Below are 20077 nucleotides of genomic sequence, written 5' to 3'. Positions count from 1 at the left end.
CGGGCCGGCGCCGGCCGCCGCGCGGCGGCCGCTATTTCAGCTTGGCCTGCGGACTGACGAAATCCTCCAGCGTCAGTCCTTTTTCCTTCAGGATCGCTTCCAGCAGAGGCTGGAGCTTGCCCAGGCTTTCCTGGACGGTTTCGCGCACGGTGTCTACCACCACCTGCGTGCTGCGCTCGATCTCGATATTGACGAAATCGCCCGCCTGCTTGTCCTCGAAGACCGTCATGCGGCGGGTTTCGGGGATCAGCCAGACCTCGAACCAGCCTTCGGCACGGTTGACTTCCGACACGGTCAGGCTGGCGCCGTTGATGGCGATGTAGCCCTTGGCGAAGACGTACTTGCGGAAGTCCGGCGGGATGCTGAAGCGCATCAGGCGGTTGGTGTCGGAGGACTTCACCATCAGGACCTCGGAGGTGAAGTCCACGTGGCCGGATAGCGGATGGCCGCCGATCTCGGCGCCGTCCTTCGCGGCGCGCTCGACGTTGGCGCGGTCGCCCTCCTGGTAGCTGCCGAGCGTGGTGATCGCCAGGCTTTGCAGCATGACGTCGAACGTGGCCCGGCTCTCGCCCAGCAGCTCGGTGACGGTCAGGCAGACGCCGTCGGTCGACACGCTGGCGCCCACCGCCAGATCCACGCAGAATCCGGGGGGAAAATCGAGCGTGAACGTGCGCAGGCCCTCGCGATCGGAGATCTGCGCGATCTTCGCGGTGCCTTGGACAATACCTGTGAACATGTGGATCCTGGAAGCGGGCGCGGCGGCCCCTGCAAGCAAAACATCAACGTTAACCGATATTTTGCCAGGGTCCGCCGCGGCCTCTTCCCGAGCCGGAGGCTCAGTGCTTGATGGCGATGGTCTTCAGCGTGGTGAAGCCGTACAGGGCCTCGAAGCCCTTCTCGCGGCCGTAGCCCGATTGGCGCGAACCGCCGAACGGCAGCTCCACGCCGCCGCCGGCGCCATAGTTATTGATGAAGACCTGGCCGGCCCGCAGCTTGCGGGCCAGGCGCAGCTGGCGGCCGCCGTCGCGGGTCCAGACGCCCGCCACCAGGCCGTACAGCGTGCCGTTGGCGATCTCCAGCGCCTCTTCCTCGGTATCGAACACCATGGCGGCCAGCACCGGGCCAAAGACTTCCTCCTGCGCCAGGCGGCTGTCCGACGGCACGTCGCGGAACAGCACCGGCGGCTGATAGAAGCCGGCTTCGGGCGTGCCTTCCTTGAGCTTGCCGCGGGCGGCGACCTTCATACCGGCGCCTTCCGCCTCGGCCAGGAAGCCGCGCACGCGGTCCTGTTGGCGGGCGTTGATCAGCGGGCCCACGTCGAGGTCCGCTGCCGCCGGGCCGGTCACCGTGGCGGAGAACGCGTCCGACAGGCGCTTGAGCACGGTTTCATACACGCCGCGCTGGATCAGCACGCGGCTGCCCGCGGAGCAGGTCTGGCCCGCGTTCTGGATGATGGCGCCCAGCAGCACCGGCAAAGCGGCGTCCAGGTCGGCGTCATCGAACACGATCTGGGGCGATTTGCCGCCCAGTTCCAGGGTCACCGGCACGTGGTTCTCGGCGGCGGCGTGCGCCACCATCTTGCCGGTCTGGGGCGAGCCCGTGAACGAAATATGGTCGATGCCAGGGTGCGCGGACAGCGCCGCGCCGGCTTCATGGCCGTAGCCGGTGCAGATGTTCAGGGCGCCGGCCGGCAGGCCCGCTTCTGCGGCGATCTCCGCCAGCTTCAGGAGCGACAGGCACGCGTCCTCGGCGGGCTTGACCACGCAGGCGTTGCCGGCGGCCAGCGCCGCGCCCACGCTGCGGCCGAAGATCTGCAGCGGGTAGTTCCAGGGCACGATATGGCCGGTGACGCCGTGCGGCTCGCGCACCGTCAGCACCGTGAAACCCGGGTTGTAGGGAATGGTCTCGCCGTGCAGCTTGTCGACCGCGCCGGCGTAGAACTCGAAATAGCGGGCCACGGCGGCGGCGTCGGCACGCGCCTGCTTGATAGGCTTGCCGGTGTCGGCCGATTCCAGCTGCGCCAGCTCTTCCTGGCGGTCCAGCAGCGCAAAGGCGATCCTCATGAGCAGGCGGCTGCGCGCAGCGGGCGCCATCTGGCCCCACTCGCCTTCGTAAGCCTCGCGAGCCACCGTCACGGCATGGTCGATGTCGGCCTGGCCCGAACGCGCGATCGCCTCGAAAGGCTTGCCATCGGACGGGTTCAGGACGGGAATGGTTTCACCGGTGGCAGCGGCCACCCACTGGTTGGCGATAAAGTTCTTCTGAGTCACGATGTGCGGAGTAAAGTAGCGGCCGGACGGCCGGTTGCGGGAAAGAGATAAGACAGTTGCGCGATCGGACCAAGTTACGGGAGCCCTCGATAACTTGTCAATTGAATTGACAGCTTTTGTCCCAAGAGTCAGGATATTTTCCGGTCATATCGGGTTATCCCTAATAATTCAGCGATTTAACGCCTCACCGAACTTGTCATGGCGACTGACAAACTTCGTCTTAATGAATCAGGAGCGCCGATGAGCAATGTGCGTGACCCGCAACTGGCATCGCTGCTGGAAGCCGCCAACCGCCCCCGTCCCGAACTGGACGTGCTGGCGGAAGTGGCGTCCGGGCTCGGTTATGTGCGCGCCGAACGCTTTGCCGAGCGCGTGTACGAAAGCCTGTTCTACGCGATCGCCACCGGCAAGATCGCGCCCGGCAGCAAGCTGCCCACCGAACTGGAGCTCGCCGCTCTGTTCGAGGTGTCGCGGCCGGTGGTGCGCCAGGCGCTGGACCGGCTGCGCGAAGACCAGCTCGTCGACTCGATCCGCGGCTCGGGCTCCTATGTGCGCGCCAAGCCCGACCTCATGGGCGGCATGCCCGCGGTGGATCCGGCGCGCCGGGTCGGCCACATCCTGGAAGGCCTGGAGCTGCGCATGGTGATCGAACCCGAATGCGCCTACCTGGCCGCCCTGCGCCGCACCGACGACGACCTGCGCGAGATGGACCGCATGCTGACGGGCTACGAGGAAGCCGACGCCGCCGGCGCCATCGCCCATCACCACGATTACGGCTTCCATCGCGCGGTTGCGGCGGCCACCGGCAACCAGCGCTTCGTGCAGGTGCTGAAATCGCTGGAGTACGACGTCAGCCATGCCGTGAACGTCATGCGCCACCTGGTTCACAGCGAGCCCTGGAAACGCACCCGCGCAGCCATCGACGAACACCGCCACATCTACCGGCTGATCCAGGAACAGGACGCCGAGGGCGCGCGCAACGTCATGCGCGCCCATATCGAAAAAGCCCGCAGCCGCATGTTGAACAGCGGCACGGAACACTGAGCAGGAAACCTTTTACCCATGTCATCGCAACGCCCGTCACCCAACCTGGACCAGCAACTCGTCATCGTCACCGGCGCCAGCCGCGGCCTGGGCGCCGCCATCGCGCGGGCCTTCCTGCGCGAAGGCGCCAAGGTCGTCGTCAACTACCTGAACAGCGCCGAACGCGCGCAGGACCTGGCCGCCGCCGCGCCCGGCCGCGCCCTGGCGCTGCGCGCCGACGTGCGCGACCCGGCGGCCGTCGCCGCCATGGTCGCCCAGGCCAGCGAGCACTTCGGCCAGGCGGTCAGCACGGTGGTCAACAACGCCCTGCCCGCTTTCCAGTTCGACGGCGACGCGCGGCCCCATGCCGACACGCTGGACTGGGCTCGGATGAACGCGCAGCTCGAAGGCAGCGTGCGCGCCGCGCTGAACACGACGCAGGCGGTGCTGCCCGACATGCGCGCCGCCGGCGGCGGACGCATCGTCAACGTGGGCACCAACCTGGTACAGAACCCCGTCGTGCCTTACCACGACTACACCGCCGCGAAGGCAGCGCTGCTGGCCTTCACGCGCACCCTGTCGCATGAACTGGGCGCCGACGGCATCACGGTAAATATGGTTTCGGGCGGCCTGCTGCGCACCACCGACGCCTCGGCCGCCACCCCGGAGGCGGTATTCGACCTGATCGCCGCGGGCACCCCGCTGCGCGAAGTCACCACGCCCGAGCAGTTCGCCGATGCCGTGCTGTTCTTCGCCAGCCCCTGGTCGCGCGCGGTGACGGGCCAGAACCTGATCGTCGACGGCGGTTTGGTAAAGGGCTGAAGCGGCGCCCCCAGCCCCGGGGCCGCTAGGCCTGCAGCCGGCGGGCGCTGATCTCGCCGGCGGCGTATCGGATGCCCTTGAGGGCGGCGTCTTCGGTGATGAACGCCGAATCGCCCACTCCGATGCGGGTCCAGTCATGATGGGGCGCGGTCCGCACCCAGGCCTCATAGCCCTTGCGGGCCGCGAGCGGACGCAGCTCGTATTCGAGGCGATAGCCGTTCAGCCTGATCACTCCTGTTCTCATGCTCGACTCCCCGCGCGTCAACCCCGGCCCGCAAGGCCGCAGGCGCGCATTACGGTCCTTCCGGGGCCCGCCATCGGCATTCCCCGGTAGTCCTCGGCGCGTATCACCTCCGTGACGCGCTGGCCGTCGGCCATCCACCGCCGGGCGATGCTCACCACATCGGTGAACTCGGGCTGGGGCCCGTCCAGCAGCCAGCCGACTATCGGGACACCGGGAGAAACCGTTTCCAAATCAAGGCCTTTCATGCCGCTCTCCGTTCAGGGAACCGTTAGGAGCGTATCCATTCATTGAACCTTTAAGTATTAGGAATGCACAGAAAATCGAACATTTTGTATATTGATCACAAATTTGAGCGCGAATGGAAGCGGGTGCGAGTCACGACATACCTGCTCACATATCAAGCGCAAAACACTGGCCGCAGGGCGCCGGGGTATCATCCGACGTTCGATCGGCCTGGCCTGGCGGCCTCGCCCCGAGCGGCGTGCAACGCGAAATCCGCCCGCAGGCCGCGATTCCCGCATATGGCCTGAGTGCCGCATCAATAATCGGTCTACGCGAAACATGAAATTAGCCACCTGGAACGTGAACTCCCTGAACGTGCGCCTGCCGCAAGTGCTGGACTGGCTTACCGCCAATCCCGTCGACGTGCTGTGCATCCAGGAACTCAAGCTCACGGACGACAAGTTCCCCGAAGCCGCCTTCACCGAAGCCGGCTACCACGCCGTCTGGGCAGGCCAGAAGACGTACAACGGCGTCGCCATCGTTTCGCGGATCCCCGGCACCTCGATGGAACGCAACATTCCCGGCTACGAGGATCCGCAGCAGCGCGTGCTGGCCCTGACCTTTCCCGGCCCCGAAGGCGACGTGCGGGTGGTTTGCGCCTATTGCCCCAACGGCCAGTCGGTCGGCTCGGACAAGTACGCGTACAAGCTGGAATGGTTCGAGGCCATGCGCAAATGGCTGGAAGAAGAAATCAAGCAATACCCGCGCCTGGCGGTGCTGGGCGACTACAACGTCGCCCCCGCCGACGAAGACGTGCACAACCCGGAAAAATGGGAAGGCCAGGTCCTCGTGTCCGAACCCGAGCGCGCCGCCTTCAGCGCCCTGCTCGACCTGGGCCTGACCGATTCGTTCCGCCTGTTCGACCAGCCCGAGAAATCCTTCAGCTGGTGGGACTACCGCCAGTTCGCGTTCCGCCGCAACGCCGGCCTGCGCATCGACCACGTGCTGCTGTCGGCCCCGCTGGTCAAGCGCTGCGTCGCCTGCTCGATCGACAAGGAACCCCGCCGCAACGAACAGCCCTCGGATCACGCGCCGGTAGTGGCCACCCTGGAATTCGTCTGACGCCAACATCGCTTGCGTCCGGCCATGGCTTTATGTATAGTTGCGGTCTTGCTTTTGGGGCGGTAGCTCAGCTGGGAGAGCGTCGCGTTCGCAATGCGAAGGTCGGGAGTTCGATCCTCCTCCGCTCCACCAAATTCCAGACGGAAAAGCCCGCTAGATCATTGATCTAGCGGGCTTTTTTTGGTTTGCGCATCTTGGAAGCCTGAGACTCAACCGCAGGCCCAATCGATCTTCATCTGCTCCAGGTCCACCTGCCCCACGCCGCCACCGAAGTTGAAGCAGGCGAATTCTTCCCCGAATTCAAAATAGTACGGACTGAATGGCGGATAGCCTTGCACCGGAATCATCGTGCCGCCCAGGTGATGGGGCATCGCGTGAAGTCGATCCAATCCCAGCGCCTGGCCTTCGTCGCTGAACGCCGGCACATAGCCGCTGAACTGATTCTCATGGTCCCATTCTCGTGCTGGCTTGCCGGCGTTGGGATCCTCGCGTTCCTCAATGGCGACCGGACGGGCCAGTCCTTCCATATAACTCGCCATATCCGGTTGTGACCGCAAGAGCCAGTCGGGCGCCGAGCGTCCCAGGCGCCAACCGGGTTCCGGTGTCCCCTGCAGTTGGGGATGCCCGGCCATGCCCGGTGGCAAGGCCAATGGGCCCGCGAATTCCGTCTCGGTCAGCCACAGGGCGACGTATTCACACCCCAAGGCATCTAGCATCCTGTAGCTGCATGGGTGTAGTTGCGGTTGTTCAGCCCGGCCATCTCCACCCGGCATCCCGTCGCGTCCTGATGACGGCGGGAGCCCCGGAATTTGGACCAGGCTCTTCAGCTCGACGAACTGCTCATCCACGAACAGACTGAGGGCGACATACGCCGTACCGTGTACTCGGTAGTCTTCCGGAATGCGCAAGGTGAACGCATGCCGCAATGGGTGACCATAGGTGTTGCTCAACGGCCATTGCGCCGTGGTGATGCCCGGCGGCTGGCCGAGGCACCATCCGTTGTGCCAGGAGGCTCCGCGCGTAGTGGCCGGTAATGGCGCCAGTGCGCCGGGAACAATGTTGTAAGCCCGAGTCAGGCGTGGATCGGCGTACTTGTACGGACGCTCGGGCGCCGTCAATCCGGGGCGTGAGAGTTCGATGGCCAGTAAACGGCCATCCCGCACGCGCAGCTCCATGACGTCACCGACCGCGTTCGTTTCCCGATAGACGGCAACATTGCGTTGCGCCCACTCATCCCCTTCGCTGCCGTCGATGGGGCGCATGCCAGGCCTGGCGTCAAGCGCTGCCTGCACAGGCATTCCGATGTAGACCTCCTCCAGAACCAACTCTCCAGGAAAACTCCGGTAAAAGCAGATCTTGTGCAGCCGATTCTCGACATCCAGATACGCGCCGCACACCGGCATCCCATCCGTGCCCTTATAGTTCACATACCCTTCATCCTCGGGTGCCGGAGCCTTCCAGGCGGCGCCTGCCGCCTCGACCAAGGCTTGGATTGGCATCAAAGGACGCAACCGGGCAAAAGCTTCGAAATTGAGAGACATCGAATTTCTTCCTTGGAGGAACCACATGCTCGAACGAAAACAGTTTACTGAAAGCAAATTGCCGTCCGCCCCCAGCTCAGTCGTCTATCGTACCGACATCTCATACCTCGATGAATGGTCAGGTTGCGACGGCGCTCACAATGCCTCTTCCGGACGTTCGCCGCCCTGTGGCACCGCCAGTTTGCGATGCCATAAAGCAAGAATAAGGGGCATACTCCTGAATTTTCAGGAGTCAGCATGGTGGTCAAGCGCCTGCTTTTCGCAACATCGGCCATTACTTTGATGGGCCTTGCCGGTTTGGCTCAGGCTCAGAGTCTGGTTTTACCCTCCGCCGCCGAAGCCACCGCTGCGGTTGCCGAAATGCTGTCGGACTACGATTTGGGCGTGGCGCCCAAGGCCAAGCTGGGCACCTGCGTTGCAGCCGTGGATGCCAAGCACCCTGGCCAGGTCGCGTGCACGGTTGCCGTAACCTTGGGCGCAGCGGTCAACGAGAACCAGCTCGACTTCTACAAGCAGGGGCGGCAATGGAAGGCCCAGCCCAGCGTTTCCCAGGACAAACTGCCCTTCCCCGACCCGAAGCTGAATTGAGGCCAGGGGCGGCCGGGCATTTCGTGCAAGCCGGAGATGCCCGTGCCACCGAAATCAGAACAGCTCATAATGGAAGCGTTCGTACAGGCTGGCCAGGACCACCCAAGCCAGCAGCAGCGAAAAGCTCCAACCCATGAGCCGCAGATTGAAGGGGCAGGACTGTTTTCGCAGGCGGTTGATTATCTCGGCCAGCCCCCATAACAAGCCGTAGCTGGTGAAGAACAAGCCCATGGTCATTTCGTAGGCCAGGCGATTCAGACCATTGCGCAGGCCGCCATCCGATACGAACCAGATCGTGAGCAGTACGGGAATCACCAGCAGCGCTGCGGATTTTTGAAGCTTGCTTGCCTGGATCATGGGTCAGGTGTGTTGGCCATCGGAAGTTTTTAAGGCTTGAACGTGTGCAGGTCCAGGGTGAACCTTCCGCGGTCCTGCCATCCCCTCATCCTGCATGACTCTCATGATACCGGGTGGCCGGCGCCCAGCACGTTCAGCAATGAGTCCAGCCCAAGCCGATCGATGACCGCATTGACCGTTGCGCGCACCACCGGCTTGGGGCGATAGCCGACCGACAGGCCGGCCAGGGCCATCATCTTCAGGTCATTGGCGCCGTCGCCCACCACGATCGCGTCCGATGCGGGCACGCCAAGCTCGCGGCACATTTGCGCGACGTGCCTGGCCTTGACGTCCGCATTGATCAGCGTGCCCGGCAGCTCCCCGGTCAGGCGCCCTTCCGCCACTTCCAGATGATTCGACAGGTCTACGTCCACGCCCAGTTCGGCGCGCACCCGCCCCGTGAAATAGTCGAAGCCCCCGGAGACGATGGCGGTCCGCAGGCCGGCCTGCCTGGCGGCGGCGACCAGGGCGCGCGCGCCGGGAGTAATGCGCACCCGCTCGGCATACAGTCTTTCAAACGTGTCGACCGGCAATCCGGCCAGCAATCGCGTGCGCAGGCGCAGGCTGGTGTCATAGTCGACGGCGCCGGACTGCATGGCCTGCTCGGTCAATCGGGCAACCTCGCGCTTCTTGCCGACCAGATCCGCAAGTTCGTCTATGCATTCGATATTGATCAAGGTCGAATCCATATCGAACACCATCAGCTTGAAGTCCGACAGTGCCCGGCAGGACTCGACCACCGCGGTATCCAGCCCGTGCTGGCGCCCCAGCTCGTGTATGGCCGCCCGGTTTGCCGCGGCGGCCGCCGCCAGGGTGTAGCGCAGGCCGCCGCCGTGGATACGGCGGGCATCCTCGGCCCGGAACAGCGCGCCGATGCGCGCGGCTTCGCTATCGGATAGCGGCGTGCCCCGCTGGACAATCAAGTGCATGCTTCAACCGCGTGGATCTTGACCAAACTTCGAACATAGAAACTCGGTCAACACCGAGACGCCAAGCTGCACGTCTTCCATCCGCACGGTTTCATCCTTGTTGTGGCTGCCGTGCTGGTTTCTGATGAACAGCATGGCGGACGGGATTCCCAGGTCCGCGAAGGCGGATGCGTCGTGGCCCGCGCCGCTGGCCATTGCCTTGCAAGGCACGCCCAGACGCTCCGCCGCTGAACGAAGTCCGGCCTGCATGTCCGGCGCCATGGGCGAGATATTGGGCCCCGAATCCGGTCCCCATTCGAAGACGACGCCATGGCGCGCGGAGATTTCTTCGGCGATCTTGAGGATCTCCTGGCCGATCTGGATACGAATCTCCGTATCGATACAGCGCGTATCGAGGCAAAACCTTGCCTCGCCCGGCACGCGGCTATAGGTGTGCATTTCGGGCACGGTGCCTATGATGCCGAACGTGAACAAGGTATAGACACCCTGTTCGTGAAAGCGATCCCATAGGCGATTCACCTGATGGATGAACTCCCCAAGCGCGGCGACGGCATCCTGCCGGTAGCCTTTCGGGGCGCCTCCGGCATGGGCGTACGTGCCGTAAATGCGCCCTTCTCGCCAACGCGGCCCGCCGGCTATCGCCTGGACGATACCCAGGGGGATTCCCTCGTTTTCCAGGACGGGCCCTTGTTCGATATGCGCTTCGAGATAGCAGGCCACGGTGTCCACGGACAGATGCCGCTCCCCACGTAGAACCGCGGCCGGGTCGAAGCCCAGTTCCCGCATGTGCTCGGCCAGGCTGCGCCCCGTGTCGCTGCGCTTGAGGCCGTTGAAAGTCTCTGCCGGCAGCTCGCCCAACGCCATGCGGCTTCCGATGTACGGCGCCGGGAAATAACAGCTCTCTTCGGCCCGCACGCCCATGACGAGCACATCGCGGTCCAGGGTGCGGCCGCTGGCCGCAATGCCGGCAATGGCGGCCAGCCCTATCGCGACGCCCAAGGCGCCGTCGTAATTGCCCCCATGCGGCACCGAGTCCAGGTGCGACCCGATGACGACGCGCTTTGCCGCGCTGTCGCGGCCTTTCAGGCGGACGTAGGTATTTCCGGCAAAATCCTGCTCCACCGGAAACCCGCACTTGCTGCCGATGGCACGGAGCGCTTCGTGGGCCTCCTGCTCGCCCTGCCCGTAGGCGATGCGGATGACGCCGCCGTCCTCGCTCGCGCTGACGCGAAGCAATTCATCCAGAAACTCGCGTGCCACGTCGATGCTGGGAAGTGCGGTAGCCATGGATTCCTCCTGGTAGTCGGCAAGAAAGGCGGATCAGCGTTTTTCCGGCGTGGAATTTCGATAAATCAACTGCCCCGGCAGCAGGCGGCGCTCGTTCTTGCCGCTGTCCTGCAGCAGCAGCTCTATGGCCGCGGTGATCATGTCTTCGACGGGCTGGCGTATCGTGGTCATCTGGTAGGCGGCGTTCGAGGCAACCGGATGATCGTCAAAGCCGAATACCCGCACGTCTTCCGGAACGCGCTTGCCCAGGGCGAAGCGCAGCGCATCGATGGCGCCCGAGGCGATTTCATCGTCGGCGCAGAACAGCGCATCGATGTCGGGGTGGCGCGCCAGCAGCATCTGCGTGGCCTCATAGCCCCAGGAGTAGGTGAATTCCTTTTCCAGCACGGGCACCGACGTCATGCCCAGTTCGGCCAGGCGCTCCAGAAACCCGGTGCGCCGGTCCCGATTGGTGGATACCGACGGCATGCCGCCCAGGTACCCCAGCACCTTGCTGCCGGATTCCAGCAGCACGTCGGCGGCCAGCCGGCCGCCGCCGATGTTGTCGGTGGACACGGAATGCCCGTTGCCGGTTTGCGCATACCGGTTGAACATGACCACGGGCACGCCTTGCTTGACGCACAAATCCGCGCCCAGGGTCGTCAACGACGCCGTCGTGATGATGACGCCGCGCACCCGGTACTGCAGCACCAGCGGCATCAGGTCGTCGACCGTCTGCGGCGGCGTGGCGTTGAACAGCAGCGTCTGCAAGCCCCGCCGATGCAGTTCCCGCGTGATCAGCTCCAGCACGACCGGATACCAGGGATTGGTAATGTTGGCCATGACGATGGCAATGATGTTGAACTTGCCGCTGCTCAAGCCGCGCGCCAGCGGATTGGGCTGGTAATCGACCAGATCGACGACCTTCAGGATCTTCTCGCGGACTTCCTGCGAAATGGCGCCCTTGCCCGAGATGAACCGGGACACGGCGGCCTGGGACACGCCCGCGAACTTGGCCACGTCTTTCTGTGTAGGAGCTTTCTTTTTCACGCCTTCTGGTTTTCCGATCAAAGAGGTGCACAGTCGGCGCCGCGCTTCGCCAACGAGATCGACAGGAAATGACGCAAGCAGTTTTCGACGATGTGCGAGACATTGTTGTTGCACCCGTTGTGCAACAAGCTGCCCAGGAAGGTGATCGAGCCCGCCGCAAACAGCCCGCCGCCCTGCTCGGCCACACCGACGGCCATATGGGCGTGCACGCCTTCGTATTTGCGAGGAATCGACGCGGCGATGGTCCACGTCAGGATCTCTTCGGGCGCTATTCTAAAGCTAGGCCCATGGCCGTCCGAAATACCGACGATCTTCAGGTACGCGGGCGAGCCCAGCTCCGGCACCACCTGGTCCAGCTCGAACCCGGCCGCGCCGCCGCCGGACAGGCCGAAATCGCCGTAGGTTTCGCCTTCCACGCCTTCGAACAGCCACGCCACGTCCGGATCGTAGGACTCCGGCGTGCGCCGGTAGCCGATGCCCTCGAACCCCCCTTGCACGGCAAAACCGACGCCGCCCGTGCATTGCGGGGCGATGCCGTTGCGGCGCCACATGCCGCCGTAGCCGCCGTCCAGCTGGTGGTAGTACTCGCCCGGTTCGCTGGCCCAGGCCCGGATGCCGCCCTCGGCGCGCCGGATTTCCAGCATATGAGGCGCCGCCGCGGGGCGGGCAATCTTCCAGTAAAAGCCGTTGGCGCCCATATACATCAGGTATCCGCCGCCTTCGCGGTACGCCACCAGGGCGTCGATCATGCGGCGCGTGTGGTATTCCGGGTGCGAGCCGGTCAGGACCACGTCGTAGGGGCGCAGGGCGTCCAGGCCCTGGTCGTCCAGGTCCTCGTCGGTGATCACGTCGTAATCGAAGCCTTTTTCGCGCAGCCAGTGCGTCAGGTGCGAGTCCGCGGGAAAGTGCCTCAGGCCCGACCCCTTGGGATCCGGAAACGTCAGGTAGCCCGGGCGCATCGTCAATATCGGACGCAAACGCGACGACAGGCTGATGCCCGCCATGTCTTTGTGGCGGTTATAGGTAGACGCCCCGAACTGCGTCACCACATCGGGGTTGTGGGGATAGGCGCCCCATTGCCCGATGCGTTCGGCCAAGGCGCCCGCGTAGTTGCCGCGAGCGTGATTCGCATAGGCCTGGTAGGTCAGGGTCGGCGCCAGGAACAGCACGCGCGCGCGGGGTCCGTTCGGGGCGGGCGTCACGTAAAACGGAATCGTATCGCTGCCCTCGGGGTGCGTGACCTCCAATCCGTACACGCCGGATTTCGTACCCGCAGGAATGCGCAGGCTGAGGCTCTCCTGCCAGCCGCAATCGGTCAAGGCGTCGGCGTGGAAGTACATGGCGGCGTACTCATCCGGCGCTTCCTTCCAGTTCAGGTTCAGGCCAGACCAGCGCGACGACCGGACGGCGCGCACCGGCGTGTTGACCAGCGTCAGCGCCGGCATGCCCGGCTGCACGCCGGGCACTGAAGACTCCTGCATGGCATCCGCCAGATGCCATTGAGCCAGCGTTTGTAGCGATGATGTCTGCCCGCCCGCATACAGCGCCGGGGCTTCGATCAAGCCGTTGTACGCCTGGCTGGGATGGCCTGCCCACAAAGCGCCCAGGCAAAGATGGGTAAATGGCTGCCCGTTGAACCCGGCGGCGGAATCCAGCATCGTTTCCTGCTCCGGCAATACCGGCCCGGCGCCCGGCGTGCCGACGGGCACCGGCCCCACGCGTATCGTCAGGCGGCGATCGGCCAACGCAAGGCTTAGCGACACCGATTGCCAGCGATCCTGCGTGGCGCGCAGGCCGGTGCGCAGCGCGACAGGCACGGCATTTTCCTGTAACGCCAGAACGACCCATTCGCCGTCCTCCACGGCCAGGGCCACGCCCTGCGCCGCCGACGCATCCTGCAGGCTGGCCAGCACCTGCGGGCCGCCTTGCACCAGGGTTGGCTTGGTCAGCACGCGCAGTTCGATGCGCTTCGCATCGTGTTGGACGGCGGGATCCAGCGTTGCCAGCGCGCAGGCCCCCGGATAGACCGGCAGCTCGCGTCCCGCATAACTGGCTTGCAGCGGAAAGTCGGCCGGTTCCAGCTGCATGCCGGGCCCGTCGGGATTGGGGTCGGCGCAGTGGATGCGCAGGACTCGCGCGGTAAACGGCTGGCCGCCCGCCGAACTGATGCGAAACGACAGGGTCTGGCCGGGTTGCGCGCTAAGCGGCGTGACATAGCCCAGGATAGGAGGATGCATGGCAGGTTTTTTCATCGGTTCGGTATGAGTACGGTCGCGGCGCGCGCGGCGCTCAGTGCACGGCGAGATATTTCTCGAGGCGGGCGGGGTTCAATCGGCCCTCCTCGCTGGTAAAGGTGTCGGCCACGCTGCCGTTTTCCAGCACCACTACACGGTCGGCGATCTCGAGCGCCATGCTCAGGTTCTGCTCGACCAGCAGCAGCGTCAGGTCTTCGCCCTTCAGCTGCTTCAGCACGCTGGCCACGGCTTTCACCATGATGGGCGCCAGCCCCTGCGAGGGCTCGTCCAGCAACAGCACCCGCGGCCCCATGGCCAGGCCGCGCGCCATGACCATCATCTGCTGCTGTCCGCCGGACAGCTCGCCGCCCTTTTTCTTGAGCAGCTCCGCCAGCAACGGAAACAGGTCCATCAGCCGGTCCAGGGTGTATGGAGACCCCGGGCGATACCCCAGCATGATGTTCTCTTTCACTGTCAGCAGGACGAAGGGATCCCGGGTTTCCGGAACCAATGTGATGCCCATCCTGGATATGGCCTGCGGCGACTGGCGCGAAATGTCCTGGCCGTCGAAGGCGATCGTGCCGCTGGCGACCTGGTTCAAGCCCATGATGGAGCGCAGCGTCGTGGACTTTCCCGCGCCATTTCGGCCCAGCAAGGCCACCACCTCGCGGTTGCCGATGTCGAAAGACACGCCGTGAATGGCCTGGCTGGGACCGTAGAACGTATTGATCGAGTCGATCTTTAGCAGCATTTTTTAAAGTCCGAAGTAGGCGGCGTGCACGGCCTGGTTCTTTGAAATTTCTTCCGCCGTGCCGGCGGCGATCAGCGCGCCGCGGCTCATGACGTGAATGCGATCGGAAATTTCCATCACCACGTTCATCTTGTGTTCGATCATCACGATGGTGTAGTCGGATTTGATCGATGCGATGAACGCCTTCACCCGTTCGGTTTCGCGCTGGGACAGGCCCGCCGTGGGTTCGTCCAGCAGCAGTATCTCGGGCCGGGTCGCCAGCGTCACGGCGATTTCCAGCAGGCGCTGATCGCCATAGGACACGGACTTCGCCAGGGTGTGTTCGTATTGCCCCAGCCCCAGCGTTTGCAGCAGCTCGCTGGCCTGCGCGCGCAGGCCGTCGTAGCTGCGCACATTGCGCCACCACCCGGTGCGCCCCCCATGCGCGGCGCGATAGGCGGCCAGCCATACGTTTTCCAGGAAGGTCAGGTCCAGGTACACGCTGGAAATCTGGTACGAACGCCCCACCCCTCGCCGCGCGATCTGATGGGGCTTCAGGTTGGTGACGGACGAGCCCCTGAGCAGGATATCCCCGCTTGTAACCGGCAGGTCGCGGGTCAGCAGATTGAACAAGGTGGTCTTGCCGGCGCCATTGGGGCCCAGAATGCTATGCAGCATGCCGGGCTCGAAACCGATGGACAGGTCTTCGATGACCACGTTGGCGCCGAATTTCTTGGTGACGCGGCGGGCCTCGAAGGCGTAGGCCGGCGCGCTGGCAGCTACGCTCATGACACGCTCCTTTCCCGCGCCCGGGTGCCGAACAGGCGGCGCGCGCGGTCGAACAGTTCAATGGCGCCCCCCTTCAGGAACAGCACCACCAGGATGATGAAGACTCCGAACAGCAACGGCCAGCGCGCCCATATGACGCTGAAGAATCCCTGCAGCCAGATGAAAATCGCGGCGCCGATGACCGGACCGAAAATGGACGACATGCCGCCGATGATCACCATGAATACGGCCGTGCCGGAATTGGTCCACGCGATCGCATCGATAGGCATGATCCGATACAGCATCGCGAACAACGCGCCGGCCACACCCGATATCGCCCCCGCGATCACAAACGCCAGCAACTGGGCCCGGTAGACGGAAAATCCCAACGAGGCGGTACGGCGGGCATTCTGCCTGGCGGCGTTCAACACCAGACCGAGCGGGCTGTGTATCAGCTGGTACAGGCCAGCGAATACAGCGACGAACACCACCGCGGCCAGGATGTAGAAATTCACGTGGTTGGAAATATCGATCGTGCCGATGCCGGGGATGGAGATGTCCGGCCTGCGTATCCCTCCCAGCCCGTCTTCGCCGCCCGTCACGCTGTGCCAGCTGTAGGCCAGGTAATAGATCATCTGGTTGAAGGCGAACGTCAGCATCATGAAATAGATGCCCGTACGCTTGGTGCTCATCATCCCGACCGCCAGGGCAACCACCGCGCTGCCCAGGGCCGCCAGCGCCAGGCCCGCTATCAGCGGAAGTTCCGTGTTGATGTACACGTAACCCGCCACATAGCCCCCCACGCCGAAAAATGCGGCCTGGCCGAACGAATACAGGCCGGCCACGCTGATAAGCAGGTAGGTTGCCAGGGCGAACACGCCGAAGATCATGATCTCGGTGGCGATATTGATCGGCATGCACAGCGGCGCCACGATGGCGACAACGACGGCGATGGCCGACATCAGATAAGTAGAAGGCATGCGTTGCATCAGCGCTCCCCGAACAGTCCCTGGGGACGAATCATCAAGGTGGCGACCATGGCCACGTAGATCAGCACCGTGCTGGCCGACGGCACGAAAACGGAGGACACGCTCTGGATGACGCCCACCAGAATGCCGGCCGCCAGCGCGCCATACAAGGACCCAAGGCCGCCTATCACCAGCACCACGAAGGCGATCGACAGCATGTCCGCCCCCATGGTCGCGTTGGCGCCCAGCAGCGGCAGAACCAGGCCGCCCGACAGGCCGGCCAGTCCCGAGCCCAGCGCGAACCCGGCGGTAACCAGCCTGGACACGTCTATGCCCAGGCACTGCGCCATTTCGCGTTTGTCTATCCCGGCTCGTATCTGCGACCCCAGGCGGGTGCGCTCGATCAGCAGCCAGACCACGGCGATGGTCAGCGCGGCCATGGCGCCGTTGAACACCAGGTACTTGGGAAGCCAGGTGAATCCCAGGTCGAAAGCGCCCTGCAGCGGTTCCGGCGGCTGGGCGCTCAGCCCCACCGTGCCCCAGATAATGATGATCAGCTGTTCCAGGACAAGGGCGGTTCCGAACAGAAACAGCAACTGGTAAAGATATGGGCCGCTCATCAAGCGGGCCACACCCAGCTTCTCGACGATGACGCCGACCACGGCGGGCGCCACGAACGCAAGCAGCAGTGCCAGCGCGAAAGGCATCCCGACATGCATGGCGGCAAAGCAGACATAGGCGCCCAGCGCGTAGAAGGCGCCATGCGCGAAGTTGGGCACGTTGAGCAGCCCTTTGATGATGGATAGCCCGAACGCGGTCAACGCGTAGACCATTCCTATCGCCAACCCGTTCAGGAGTTGCGCGGCTAACAAAGAAATCATGGTTGGCCTTGATGTGGATTTAGGCCAGGCGCTGGGCGCCTGGTGTCGTACACAAGCGAACTCACACCGTGCGCTTGCACTGGTTCAGTTCGGGCGGCTGCGGGCTTTCCCCTTGCGACACGATGGCGGCCATATCGAATTTGTTCTTCATGGCATCGGGCGCCTTGCATTTCACGACGTAGTACGGCCGCACGGTCTGGTGCGTGCGGGCGTCGATATGCGTGGGGCCGAAGATGCTGTCGTACTGCATGCCTTCCAGCGTCTTGATCACCGCCTCCACCTCGATGCTCTTCGCCTTCTCCATGGCCATGAAGAGCGTGCGCATCGAGTCGTAGCCATAAGCCGCCGCATAGGAAGGCACGGTCTTGTGCGCCTTCAGATAACGTTCGACGAACGATTTGTTCACCGGCGTGTCGATATCCTGGTAATAATTCAAGCCCAGGATCATGCCGTTGAGCATGGCGGGCGACAGTTCCTGCATCTGCTCGATTTCGAGGGTCCACGGCCCCACGAGCTGCACGGTCTTCACGCCGAAACTGTGGAACTGGCGAACAGCCGATACCGCGTCCGCGCCGGCCGTCAGCAGGCAGATCAGGTCTGGACGCGTGGAGAGGGCCTTGGTGAAGTACTGCGTGAACTGGCGCTCGCCCGACGGATGGTTGTCGTTGCCGACCAGTTCCAGGCCCAGTTCCTTGGCCGCCACCTGCGCGTAGCGCAACAGCGATTGGCCGAACGCATAATCCGCCGTGATGGTGTAGATCTTCTTCTTGTCCGGCATGGTCTTGCTGACATAGTCCAGCGTGGCGCGCAAGGCCGTGTATGCGTTGGCCGACCATTGGAACGTGTACGGGCTGCACCGCGATCCCGTGATGTCTTCCGTGCCCCCCGCCGCGTACTGCAGCACTTTCTCCTGGCGCGCGACTTCCAGTTCCGCCAATCCGACCGCGCTGGAGAAATTGCCGGCGAAGTAACGCAGCTTGTCCGACGAGATCGCCTCCGTCAGGCGGCGCACCCCCACGGCAGGCTTGCCCTCGTCATCGCGCACCACCAGGTTGATCTTGTTGCCGAGGATGCTCCCGCCCCGCTCTTCGACGGCAAGCCGCGCGCCCTTCAGCACCAGATCGCCCGCATATGCGAACGTGCCGGTCTGCTGGGAAATGATGCCCATCGTCAGCGTATCGCCCGTGCCCTGCGCCCAGGAAATTCCCGACAAAGACGACCCCAATGCTGCGACGCCCGCTTTCAGTACGGTGCGGCGATCGATACCTTTTCCTGAAATCATTATGTTCCCCTTGAAAGGCCGGGCGATCTGCCCGGCGTGTAGTGTGCTGGCCAGGATGGGTGGGTATTGCTGCTTCAGCTGCGGATTCGGCCGCGATGGTTACCGCGCGCCTTGCGGGCGCCTGTCATGCGGCAAATCCCATTTCAGACGCGAAACTGGTCATTCCCGCTTCCAGGCGGGCAAGCAGATCGTCCATTTCCGCTTCCGTGATCACCAGCGGCGGCGCCAGCAAGGTGGCGTTGTTCAGCGGCGCGATGCCGGCGGTGTAGACGATCAGGCCGGCCCGGAAGCAATGCGCGGTGAACAACGCGTTGGCATTCAAGGCCGCGTCCGGCGGGGTGCGGGATTGCGGATCGGCCACGAACTCGAAGCCCCACAGCAGGCCGCGGCCGCGGATGTCCGCCATCCACGGATAGCGCTGCCCCAGGCGGCGCAGGCCGGCTTCCAGCTGCTTGCCGCGGGCGGCGACGTTTTCCAGCACGTTCCGGTCGCGCATGTAGTTCACCACCGCCAGGCAGGTCGCGGCGCTGAGCGGGTTCGCGCTGAAGGTGTGGCCGAACGGCACGGTTTTCCCTGTGGCGGCGAACGCGCCAATGATGCGTTCGTGAAACAGCACCGCGCCCATGGGCGTGTAGCCCGACGTCATGCCCTTGCCGGTGGCGATCATGTCCGGCGACACGCCGTCGTGCTCGCAGGCAAACCATTTCCCTGTGCGGCCCATGCCGGTAATCACCTCATCGGCAATCAGCAGTATGTCGTGCCGGTCGCAGATCTCGCGCAGGGCGCGCAGGTATCCGATGGGCGGCGTCAGCGCGCCGCCGGCCGCGCCCACCACCGGTTCGACGATGATGGCTGCGACCTTGTCCGCGCCGTATTCGCGGATGATGCGGTCCCACACCATCGCGCCGTGGCCATCCGCGTCAGGGCCCGACAGCGGAAAACGATAGGGATACGGCGGCGGAGCCACGGCGAACGTGTGCAGCAGGTTGCCGTAATCGGCCCGGCGCGCGTTATGGCCAGACATGGAGAGCGCGCCCATCGTCATGCCGTGATAGCTGATGGCCCGGCCCAGCACGTGGGTCTTGCCGGGCTGCCCGCGGTCGCGCCAGTACTGCTGCGCGGTGCGCAGCGCCAACTCGGTGGCCTCGGATCCGCTGTTGACGAAAAAGGCGTGGGTTACGCCGGCCGGCGCCAGATCCGTCAACGTGGCAGCCAGGGATTCCGCCGCCGCGCTGGTGAAGTGCGAGCGATAGGTGAAACACACGCGTTCGGCCTGCGCATGCATCGCATCCAGCACCGGCCGCACGCCATGGCCGATCGATACGGTCATGGCCCCGCCGGAGCCGTCCAGATAATCGCGGCCATCCGTGTCGTAGATGTAGACACCCTCGGCCCGGTCGGCCACCGGAAGCTTCGCGCCCAATGGCTGCTTCAACAGCACATCTATTTCAGACGGATTGAATACGTATTCAGTTTTGGGCATAATTTTTTGCTCTCGCCACACTGAAAACAAAAATCCAAGGCGAGAAATTGATGATTAATGGGGATTTGCGAGGTACAGCGACGATTTTCTGAAAGTGAATACGAATTCTATCGAAGTCGACATGTCGTTCTATCGGGGTTTTCCCGCTGATCATGCGACCTAGATCGCCGCGCGAAACATCAGGGGTTTTCCCTTATTTGCATACGCATGCAAAGCTCTGAATGTGTAGCCCGCCGTTCCATCCTCCACTGTCTGAGC

20 protein-coding genes and 1 tRNA gene are annotated in these 20077 nt (G+C 64.0%); 5 read left to right on the top strand and 16 right to left on the bottom strand.

The window, feature by feature from the left end; translation table 11 throughout:
* Window positions 1–31: 31 nt before the first annotated feature.
* Together JL37_RS17120 and JL37_RS17115 are read right to left on the bottom strand one after the other, a co-directional pair.
* Complete coding sequence (locus JL37_RS17120) at window positions 32–736, bottom strand: riboflavin synthase (RefSeq protein WP_043545596.1); 705 nt, start codon at window positions 734–736, stop codon at window positions 32–34.
* A gap of 100 nt (window positions 737–836) precedes the next feature.
* Window positions 837–2273 (bottom strand): aldehyde dehydrogenase family protein, encoded by a 1437-nt coding sequence (locus JL37_RS17115; RefSeq protein WP_197064626.1) that lies wholly within the window; start codon window positions 2271–2273, stop codon window positions 837–839.
* Window positions 2274–2510: 237 nt separating this feature from the next.
* On the opposite strand from JL37_RS17115, the gene JL37_RS17110 reads away from it, so the two are divergent.
* On the top strand, window positions 2511–3314 hold the full coding sequence (locus JL37_RS17110; protein WP_043545591.1) for a FadR/GntR family transcriptional regulator: 804 nt from the start codon (window positions 2511–2513) through the stop codon (window positions 3312–3314).
* 18 nt (window positions 3315–3332) lie between these two features.
* A complete protein-coding gene (locus tag JL37_RS17105) occupies window positions 3333–4115 on the top strand; it encodes a 3-oxoacyl-ACP reductase (protein WP_043545589.1) in 783 nt (260 codons plus the stop codon).
* A 25-nt stretch (window positions 4116–4140) separates the two neighbouring features.
* Here the strand turns inward: JL37_RS17105 and JL37_RS17100 are convergent, their stop codons facing one another.
* Window positions 4141–4359 carry a hypothetical protein gene (locus JL37_RS17100; protein WP_156124327.1) on the bottom strand — a complete coding sequence of 73 codons (219 nt, stop codon included), beginning with the start codon at window positions 4357–4359 and terminating at the stop codon, window positions 4141–4143.
* Window positions 4360–4376: 17 nt separating this feature from the next.
* Window positions 4377–4604, bottom strand: coding sequence for a hypothetical protein (locus JL37_RS17095; protein ID WP_043545585.1), 228 nt, complete (start codon window positions 4602–4604; stop codon window positions 4377–4379).
* Window positions 4605–4920: 316 nt separating this feature from the next.
* Between JL37_RS17095 and xth the strand changes: the two genes are divergently transcribed.
* On the top strand, window positions 4921–5703 hold the full coding sequence (gene xth / locus JL37_RS17090) for an exodeoxyribonuclease III (protein ID WP_043545583.1): 783 nt from the start codon (window positions 4921–4923) through the stop codon (window positions 5701–5703).
* A 56-nt stretch (window positions 5704–5759) separates the two neighbouring features.
* Window positions 5760–5835: transfer RNA gene (locus tag JL37_RS17085), tRNA-Ala, on the top strand.
* Between the two features lie 77 nt (window positions 5836–5912).
* Here JL37_RS17085 and JL37_RS30520 read toward each other — a convergent pair.
* On the bottom strand, window positions 5913–7244 hold the full coding sequence (locus JL37_RS30520; protein ID WP_156124326.1) for a hypothetical protein: 1332 nt from the start codon (window positions 7242–7244) through the stop codon (window positions 5913–5915).
* A gap of 237 nt (window positions 7245–7481) precedes the next feature.
* On the opposite strand from JL37_RS30520, the gene JL37_RS17075 reads away from it, so the two are divergent.
* Window positions 7482–7832 (top strand): hypothetical protein, encoded by a 351-nt coding sequence (locus JL37_RS17075; protein WP_043545580.1) that lies wholly within the window; start codon window positions 7482–7484, stop codon window positions 7830–7832.
* A 54-nt stretch (window positions 7833–7886) separates the two neighbouring features.
* On the opposite strand, the gene JL37_RS17070 is transcribed toward JL37_RS17075, so the two are convergent.
* From JL37_RS17070 to JL37_RS17020, 11 genes are all read right to left on the bottom strand, one after another.
* Window positions 7887–8189 carry a hypothetical protein gene (locus JL37_RS17070; RefSeq protein ID WP_052097307.1) on the bottom strand — a complete coding sequence of 101 codons (303 nt, stop codon included), beginning with the start codon at window positions 8187–8189 and terminating at the stop codon, window positions 7887–7889.
* A 101-nt stretch (window positions 8190–8290) separates the two neighbouring features.
* Window positions 8291–9157, bottom strand: a complete 867-nt coding sequence (gene serB, locus JL37_RS17065; RefSeq protein ID WP_043545577.1) for a phosphoserine phosphatase SerB — start codon at window positions 9155–9157, stop codon at window positions 8291–8293.
* 3 nt (window positions 9158–9160) lie between these two features.
* The gene (locus JL37_RS17060) at window positions 9161–10444 is read right to left on the bottom strand and encodes a hydantoinase/carbamoylase family amidase (protein WP_043545575.1); all 1284 of its coding nucleotides are present in this window, start codon (window positions 10442–10444) and stop codon (window positions 9161–9163) included.
* 33 nt (window positions 10445–10477) lie between these two features.
* Window positions 10478–11473 carry a LacI family DNA-binding transcriptional regulator gene (locus JL37_RS17055; RefSeq protein WP_043545573.1) on the bottom strand — a complete coding sequence of 332 codons (996 nt, stop codon included), beginning with the start codon at window positions 11471–11473 and terminating at the stop codon, window positions 10478–10480.
* Window positions 11474–11490: 17 nt separating this feature from the next.
* Window positions 11491–13710 (bottom strand): N,N-dimethylformamidase beta subunit family domain-containing protein, encoded by a 2220-nt coding sequence (locus JL37_RS17050; protein ID WP_231570368.1) that lies wholly within the window; start codon window positions 13708–13710, stop codon window positions 11491–11493.
* Between the two features lie 52 nt (window positions 13711–13762).
* Window positions 13763–14458, bottom strand: a complete 696-nt coding sequence (locus JL37_RS17045; protein WP_043545569.1) for an ABC transporter ATP-binding protein — start codon at window positions 14456–14458, stop codon at window positions 13763–13765.
* 3 nt (window positions 14459–14461) lie between these two features.
* Window positions 14462–15226: an ABC transporter ATP-binding protein gene (locus JL37_RS17040; protein WP_043545568.1), complete on the bottom strand. Its 765-nt coding sequence runs from the start codon at window positions 15224–15226 to the stop codon at window positions 14462–14464.
* Entirely contained in the window at window positions 15223–16185 is a 963-nt protein-coding gene (locus tag JL37_RS17035; RefSeq protein WP_197064622.1) for a branched-chain amino acid ABC transporter permease, read from the bottom strand. The genes JL37_RS17040 and JL37_RS17035 overlap by 4 nt, the downstream gene beginning before the upstream one ends.
* 8 nt (window positions 16186–16193) lie before the next feature.
* Window positions 16194–17054, bottom strand: a complete 861-nt coding sequence (locus tag JL37_RS17030; protein ID WP_081955101.1) for a branched-chain amino acid ABC transporter permease — start codon at window positions 17052–17054, stop codon at window positions 16194–16196.
* Window positions 17055–17115: 61 nt separating this feature from the next.
* Window positions 17116–18336, bottom strand: coding sequence for an ABC transporter substrate-binding protein (locus JL37_RS17025; RefSeq protein WP_081955100.1), 1221 nt, complete (start codon window positions 18334–18336; stop codon window positions 17116–17118).
* A 124-nt stretch (window positions 18337–18460) separates the two neighbouring features.
* Window positions 18461–19819 (bottom strand): aspartate aminotransferase family protein, encoded by a 1359-nt coding sequence (locus JL37_RS17020; protein ID WP_052097300.1) that lies wholly within the window; start codon window positions 19817–19819, stop codon window positions 18461–18463.
* Between the last annotated feature and the right edge of the window lie 258 nt (window positions 19820–20077).

The sequence above is a fragment of the Achromobacter sp. RTa genome, from assembly GCF_000757485.1.
Taxonomy (GTDB): domain Bacteria; phylum Pseudomonadota; class Gammaproteobacteria; order Burkholderiales; family Burkholderiaceae_B; genus Achromobacter.
This window is presented reverse-complemented; position numbering and strand designations above follow the sequence as displayed.

Coding starts and splice junctions, on each gene's coding strand:
- JL37_RS17120 (WP_043545596.1), bottom strand. CDS start 736: ATGTTCACAGGTATTGTCCAAGGCACCGCGAAGATCGCGCAGATCTCC.
- JL37_RS17110 (WP_043545591.1), top strand. CDS start 2,511: ATGAGCAATGTGCGTGACCCGCAACTGGCATCGCTGCTGGAAGCCGCC.
- JL37_RS17105 (WP_043545589.1), top strand. CDS start 3,333: ATGTCATCGCAACGCCCGTCACCCAACCTGGACCAGCAACTCGTCATC.
- JL37_RS17100 (WP_156124327.1), bottom strand. CDS start 4,359: ATGAGAACAGGAGTGATCAGGCTGAACGGCTATCGCCTCGAATACGAG.
- JL37_RS17095 (WP_043545585.1), bottom strand. CDS start 4,604: ATGAAAGGCCTTGATTTGGAAACGGTTTCTCCCGGTGTCCCGATAGTC.
- xth (WP_043545583.1), top strand. CDS start 4,921: ATGAAATTAGCCACCTGGAACGTGAACTCCCTGAACGTGCGCCTGCCG.
- JL37_RS30520 (WP_156124326.1), bottom strand. CDS start 7,244: ATGTCTCTCAATTTCGAAGCTTTTGCCCGGTTGCGTCCTTTGATGCCA.
- JL37_RS17075 (WP_043545580.1), top strand. CDS start 7,482: ATGGTGGTCAAGCGCCTGCTTTTCGCAACATCGGCCATTACTTTGATG.
- JL37_RS17070 (WP_052097307.1), bottom strand. CDS start 8,189: ATGATCCAGGCAAGCAAGCTTCAAAAATCCGCAGCGCTGCTGGTGATT.
- serB (WP_043545577.1), bottom strand. CDS start 9,157: ATGCACTTGATTGTCCAGCGGGGCACGCCGCTATCCGATAGCGAAGCC.
- JL37_RS17060 (WP_043545575.1), bottom strand. CDS start 10,444: ATGGCTACCGCACTTCCCAGCATCGACGTGGCACGCGAGTTTCTGGAT.
- JL37_RS17050 (WP_231570368.1), bottom strand. CDS start 13,710: ATGCATCCTCCTATCCTGGGCTATGTCACGCCGCTTAGCGCGCAACCC.
- JL37_RS17045 (WP_043545569.1), bottom strand. CDS start 14,458: ATGCTGCTAAAGATCGACTCGATCAATACGTTCTACGGTCCCAGCCAG.
- JL37_RS17040 (WP_043545568.1), bottom strand. CDS start 15,226: ATGAGCGTAGCTGCCAGCGCGCCGGCCTACGCCTTCGAGGCCCGCCGC.
- JL37_RS17035 (WP_197064622.1), bottom strand. CDS start 16,185: ATGCCTTCTACTTATCTGATGTCGGCCATCGCCGTCGTTGTCGCCATC.
- JL37_RS17030 (WP_081955101.1), bottom strand. CDS start 17,054: ATGATTTCTTTGTTAGCCGCGCAACTCCTGAACGGGTTGGCGATAGGA.
- JL37_RS17025 (WP_081955100.1), bottom strand. CDS start 18,336: ATGATTTCAGGAAAAGGTATCGATCGCCGCACCGTACTGAAAGCGGGC.
- JL37_RS17020 (WP_052097300.1), bottom strand. CDS start 19,819: ATGCCCAAAACTGAATACGTATTCAATCCGTCTGAAATAGATGTGCTG.